Below are 5,449 nucleotides of genomic sequence, written 5' to 3'. Positions count from 1 at the left end.
CGTAACTGTCGTAGCCGAGGGAGCCGTTGCAGAAGCGGCCGCGGCCGAGCCCGCCCGCCTCCCCGGTGACGGACCCGGCGCGCTCGCCGTCGGGAAGCGGCCCCGCACCGGGCTGACCGTCTTCAACGCGGTGCTCACACTGGTCCTGATCGTCTGCCTCGTCCTGCAGGCGATGCCGCTGCCCGTGCTGTTCGTCCTCGGTTTCGCCGTCGCCCTGCTCGTCAACCACCCCAGGTGGGAGGACCAGCAGGCGCTGCTCGACAAGCACGGCAAGAACGTCGTCCTGGTCACGACCATGATCTTCGCGTCCGGAGTCCTGACGGGAGTGCTCACCGAGACCAAGATGATCGACGAGATGGCCCAGGCGCTCGTCTCCGTCATCCCCGGCTCCCTGGGCGGTCATCTCCCGGGATTCGTCGCCGTCACGGGCATGCCGCTGAGCCTCGCGCTCACCCCGGACGCCTACTACTTCGGTGTTCTGCCGGTGCTCTCCGAGACCGCACACGGGTTCGGGACGGAACAGGCCGAGATCGCCAGGGCCGCCATCCTCGGCCAGATGACGACGGGCTTCCCCCTCAGCCCGCTCACCGCGTCCACCTTCATCCTCGTCGGCATGACGGGCGTACAGCTCGGTGAGCACCAGCGCTTCATCTTCGGCTGGGCGTTCGCCACCACCCTGGTGATGACCGCGGCGGCGTTCCTGACGGGCGTCATCTCCCTCTGAACCCGCTGGGCCCGCTGATCTCTCCGACCGTCAGAGCCAGCCCGCGAACTCCAGCAGAAGCTCGCCGTCCTCGCGGTATCCGCTCCGCAGATGCCGGACGCCTGACTCGACCGCCCGGTAGAGCGACCAGCCCCGCAGCCGCTCGCGGTCGACCTCCAGGGAGTCGGCGAGCTTGTGCAGGCGGCGGCGCGTCGCCGCGGCGGCGCCCGGGGAGGCGACCAGGTCGTGCAGCCGGTCGCGTACCAGCCGCGAGAGATCGTATGCGCGCTCACCCAGCAGCGGATCCGGTCCCGCCGCGAGCCACGGCGCACGCTCGGCGTCGGCGGCGAGCACGGCACCCTGACGGAAGTCGCCGTGCAGCAGCACCTCTTCGGACGCGTCGGCCAGCAGTGCCTCGCGGAGCTCCAGCGCCTCGTCCCGCAGGGGCCACACCTCCTCCGGCGTGGAGGACCGCAGGAAATCGGCGCTCGCAGCCGTATGCGAGGCGACCGTGCCGACGAGCCCGGCGGCACCTTCATCACCGGAGCCGTCGGGGGAGACCCACAACCGCCGTGCGGCGGAAGCGGCTTCGAGCATCGCCTTCGCCTCCGGCAGCGAACGCAGCGACATCTCGCCGTGCAGGCGCTCCAGCAGCAGCGCCCCGTCCTCGGCCTCCGAACGCAGCAGCCGGACCGCGCCCCATCCGTTCCACCGGGCCAGCGCCGCCTCTTCCTTCTCGGCGCGCTCCCGGACGTCGTAGAGGTACGGCGCCAGCAGCTTCAGCGCCGCGGGTGAGCCGTCGGCCTGCCGCACCAGCGAGACCAGACTGCTCCTCCCGCCCGGCGAGACGACCCTCTCCAGCGTCAGCTCCCACCGCTCCAACGTTCGCTCCAGCAGCGCGGGCAGCCCTTCGAGCCATGACTCACCGGCCCGGCCCAGCTCGTCGCCGGCATGGCCGTGCTGCGCACCGAGTGCGCGCACAAGCCGCTGCGGGGGATCGAGAGGGAGTCCAGAAGGCATGCGGTGAAGTGGACCTTTCTCGGCGGTGACCGGACGGCAGTCGAGCACCGGCGCCCACTCTGCGGTGGCGAACGTCGGACCTAGCCGGACGTCGTGCCACCCCGCGCGGGCGACCCCGAGGGCGCCGGGCCCTCGGAAGCGGTGTGCTCGGTGAGACCAGGGAAGGCTACGCCGCTGCCCTTCCACCGCACCGACCGGACCGCCGCCTCGCTCAGCGACCCCGCCGCCTCACGCCTCCGGGCGCCCTTGCTCGCCTGCACGAGATCCGCGTACGCACCGGCCAGGCGGTCCTCGAGCTCCGCGGCGAGCCGCACCGCCGCGGCACTGTCGGGGACCGCGAACGGCAAGGTGTAGGCGGCTGCGGCCGGCTCAGGCTCGGCGCCCAGGTCCCGGACTTCGCGGCGCAGCGCGTCACGACGGGCGCGGTGCGCGTCGTGAGCCTGCCGTGCCTCGCCCTGCCGGGACTGCTCGATGCGGCCGCCGACGACGCCGTAGCCGTAGACGGTGGCGTGCTCTGCGGCGAGTGCGGCTTGCAGAACGTCGACCAGCTTCCTCATGTGTCCCCGCCTCGTCCGTCCGCCTCGTCCGCTCCCAGCAGATACGCGTGCACGGCCCCCGCTGCGGCGAGCGACGCCAGCAGCCGGGCCAGTTCGGGCGAGGCCTTCACCAGCGCGGCCGTACGCTCCTGCGCCGTGCGCCGCTCGGCGTCGCCCAGAGCGGCCAGCGCCGCCTTCTCCTCTGTCGGCACGGCGGGCTTCTTCTTCCCGTCGGCCTTTTTCCCGTCCTTGCCTTTGCCCTCGCCGTCCGCCGAGTCGCCGCTCTTCGTCCCGTCCCGGCCGCTGCCCTTCGAGCCGTCGTCCTCGCCGTCCAGGGCCTTGAGGTGCCGCTCCGTCGCCGCGCGCAGCGGGCGGATCCGGTCCTCAAGTCCGGTGTGTGCGGCGGCGGTCGCCTCGTAGCGCTCGAGAAGCCTCCGGCTCTGCCGCGACGCTTCTTGCCGCATCCGGTGTTCCGCGCGAGTGACCTGCGCGTCGTCCGCGCTGTCCTTCTTCTCCGAGCAGCCGGTGACGGTGGAGAGCGTCCCCAGCGCTGCGAGCGGACCCAGCGTGCTCAACGTCCCGGCCAGCATCGACCGCCTGCGCGGCCCGGCTGCCGGAGACGGTGTGAGCGGCATGGGTGCACTCCCTGGACGACGCGGCATCGCTCGAACATCTGCTGCGAACACCGCGTGCGGTGATCACCGGAACGTGAGCGTACCCGCGTGCTTTCGAACGTATCGACGGGCCACCCTCACTGCCCCATGCGTACCCGTACGTCCCTGACATCCCGCGCGGATCCCCCATCTGGTCGGCGCCGCCCGTGGCAGACGTTAGGCTTGGATGCGGCACGACGCCCCCGTCACCCCACCTCAAGGCGCCCCTACAACAGCACACGCGGCCGAGGAGTCACCCGGATGAGCACCACCCAGAGCGAGAGGCTGCGCGGACTGCTGGAACCGCTCGTCGGCAAGAAGGGGCTGGATCTCGAAGAGATCGAAGTGACGCCCGCAGGTAAGCGGCGCGTGCTGCGCATCGTGGTCGACTCCGATGAAGGCGTTCAGCTGGACACCTGCGCCGAACTGAGCCGCACGCTCTCCGAGACGCTGGACGAGTCCGACGCGATGGGCGGCTCCCCGTACGTGCTCGAGGTGACCTCGCCGGGTGCCGACCGCCCCCTGACCGAGCAGCGGCACTACCGCCGCGCCGTCGGGCGGCTGATCAAGGCGAATCTGTCCGAGACCGCGGGCGGCGGCGAAGTGACCGCCCGGCTCATCGCCGTGGACGACGAAGGCGTCGATCTCGAGGTGCCGGGTGTGAAGGGGCGCAAGCCCACCCGTCGACGGCTGGCGTTCCAGGACGTCGTGAAGGCCCGGGTCGAGATCGAGTTCAACCGCAAGGCCGCCGAGAGAAGTGCCCAGGACGAGTCCGCGGCCGCTGACGACGAAGGCAAGGAGGAGGCGTAGCCGTGGACATCGACATGAGTGCCCTGCGCGGGCTGGTGAGGGAGAAGGAGATCTCCCTCGATCTGCTGATCGAGGCGATCGAGTCCGCCCTCCTGATCGCCTATCACCGCACCGACGGCAGTTCCCGTGACGCCCGTGTGGAGCTGGACCGCAAGACCGGGCACGTGACGGTCTGGGCGAAGGAGAGCCCGTCCGAGGTGGCCGAGGGCGCGGAGCCGCGCGAGTTCGACGACACCCCCTCGGGCTTCGGCCGTATCGCCGCCACCACTGCGAAGCAGGTCATCCTGCAGCGCCTGCGGGACGCCGAGGAGGAGATCACCTTCGGCGAGTACGCCGGCCGGGAGGGCGACGTCGTCGCGGGCGTCGTCCAGCAGGGCAAGGACCCCAAGAGCGTGCTGGTCGACATCGGCAAGCTCGAGGCCATCCTTCCGCCGCAGGAGCAGGTGCCCGGCGAGGACTACTCGCACGGCACTCGCCTGCGTACGTACGTCGTGCGCGTGGCCAAGGGCGTGCGCGGACCCTCGGTGACGCTCTCGCGGACCCACCCGAATCTGGTCAGGAAGCTCTTCGAGCTGGAGGTGCCGGAGATCGCCGACGGGTCCGTCGAGATCGCGGCCATCGCTCGCGAGGCGGGGCACCGCACGAAGATCGCCGTACGGTCCACGCGCTCCGGGCTGAACGCCAAGGGCGCCTGCATCGGCCCGATGGGCGGCCGTGTCCGCAATGTCATGGCGGAGCTGCACGGCGAGAAGATCGACATCGTGGACTGGTCCGACGACCCCGCCGACCTGGTCGCCCACGCGCTTTCACCGGCACGTGTGAATCAGGTCGAGATCGTCGATCTGGCGGCGCGGTCGGCCCGCGTGACGGTCCCCGACTACCAGCTCTCCCTGGCCATCGGGAAAGAGGGCCAGAACGCGCGTCTCGCCGCCAGGCTGACCGGCTGGAGGATCGACATCCGGCCGGACACGGCGGACGCAGCGGAGGCCGTCTCGGCAGACTCGGAATCGGCTTCCGGCCAAGCTGCCGAGCAGGGCTGAAACCACAGGGGTGCCCCTTACCCCCGAAGGGGTGCGGCGGTACGGGGAGGTAGACTTAGCGGTGTCTGGCCGGACGCGAGTCCGAGTCTGCCCGCAGCGCACGTGCGTGGGCTGTCGGAAGCGCTCGGACAAACTCGATCTGCTGCGTTTGGTGCTGAGCAGGGGCCGCTGCGTCCCTGATCTTCGGGGTACGCTGCCCGGCCGGGGCGCGTATCTGCATCCCACGTCGGCATGCCTCGAAAATGCTGTGCGCCGTCGGGCGTTCAACCGGGCCTTCCGAGGTCCCGGGCCGTTCGACGTCACGGAGCTTCGCCAGCAGGTGGAGCAGATCGAGCAGGCGACACCGTAAGAACAGTCCGTTCGGAACCCTCCGCGCGGAGAGGTACCTCGCGAGTCGGAAGTAGGTCGAGATTGCGATGAGCACTCGATGAGTACGCGATGAGTACGCCCATGCATAAGTAGCGAAGGTCCGGCGGCGACGAGCCCCCCGGACCGTAAGGAGCGAAGTGGCTAAGGTCCGGGTATATGAGCTCGCGAAGGAGCTCGGAGTCGAGAGCAAGGTCGTCATGGCCAAGCTCAACGAACTGGGCGAATTCGTCCGCTCGGCGTCCTCGACGATCGAGGCGCCGGTAGTACGCAAGTTGACCGACGCGTTCGACGCCGGCGGTGCCGCCGGCGCGAAGAAGT

General features: G+C 70.4%; 7 protein-coding genes and 1 pseudogene. 5 read left to right on the top strand and 3 right to left on the bottom strand.

The window, feature by feature from the left end; genetic code table 11:
• Positions 1 to 724, top strand: a pseudogene (locus H5J26_RS27955) (SLC13 family permease); the annotation flags it as partial.
• A 30-nt stretch (positions 725 to 754) separates the two neighbouring features.
• On the opposite strand, the gene H5J26_RS27950 reads toward H5J26_RS27955, so the two are convergent.
• From H5J26_RS27950 to H5J26_RS27940, 3 genes are all read right to left on the bottom strand, one after another.
• The gene (locus H5J26_RS27950) at positions 755 to 1,723 is read right to left on the bottom strand and encodes an aminoglycoside phosphotransferase family protein (protein ID WP_181768750.1); all 969 of its coding nucleotides are present in this window, start codon (positions 1,721 to 1,723) and stop codon (positions 755 to 757) included.
• A gap of 80 nt (positions 1,724 to 1,803) precedes the next feature.
• Positions 1,804 to 2,280, bottom strand: a complete 477-nt coding sequence (locus H5J26_RS27945) for a ferritin-like domain-containing protein (protein ID WP_181768749.1) — start codon at positions 2,278 to 2,280, stop codon at positions 1,804 to 1,806.
• The gene (locus H5J26_RS27940; RefSeq protein WP_181768748.1) at positions 2,277 to 2,894 is read right to left on the bottom strand and encodes a hypothetical protein; all 618 of its coding nucleotides are present in this window, start codon (positions 2,892 to 2,894) and stop codon (positions 2,277 to 2,279) included. Before H5J26_RS27940 ends, H5J26_RS27945 begins: the two co-directional genes overlap by 4 nt.
• A gap of 279 nt (positions 2,895 to 3,173) precedes the next feature.
• Here H5J26_RS27940 and rimP point away from each other — a divergent pair, with 279 nt between their 5' ends.
• The 4 genes from rimP to H5J26_RS27920 all read left to right on the top strand — a co-directional run.
• The gene (gene rimP / locus H5J26_RS27935) at positions 3,174 to 3,722 is read left to right on the top strand and encodes a ribosome maturation factor RimP (RefSeq protein ID WP_181768747.1); all 549 of its coding nucleotides are present in this window, start codon (positions 3,174 to 3,176) and stop codon (positions 3,720 to 3,722) included.
• 2 nt (positions 3,723 to 3,724) lie between these two features.
• Positions 3,725 to 4,762: a transcription termination factor NusA gene (nusA, locus tag H5J26_RS27930; protein ID WP_181768746.1), complete on the top strand. Its 1,038-nt coding sequence runs from the start codon at positions 3,725 to 3,727 to the stop codon at positions 4,760 to 4,762.
• Positions 4,763 to 4,823: 61 nt separating this feature from the next.
• Positions 4,824 to 5,111, top strand: coding sequence for a YlxR family protein (locus H5J26_RS27925; RefSeq protein ID WP_181768745.1), 288 nt, complete (start codon positions 4,824 to 4,826; stop codon positions 5,109 to 5,111).
• 157 nt (positions 5,112 to 5,268) lie between these two features.
• The coding region (locus tag H5J26_RS27920; RefSeq protein ID WP_181768744.1) for a translation initiation factor IF-2 N-terminal domain-containing protein at positions 5,269 to 5,449 on the top strand (181 nt) is incomplete at its 3' end.

Origin of the sequence: Streptomyces albidus (ex Kaewkla and Franco 2022) (assembly GCF_013870515.1) — a bacterium.
Lineage (GTDB): Bacteria > Actinomycetota > Actinomycetes > Streptomycetales > Streptomycetaceae > Streptomyces > Streptomyces albidus.
Note: the sequence above shows the minus strand (reverse complement) of the source record. Positions and strands in the feature narration are given on the sequence as shown.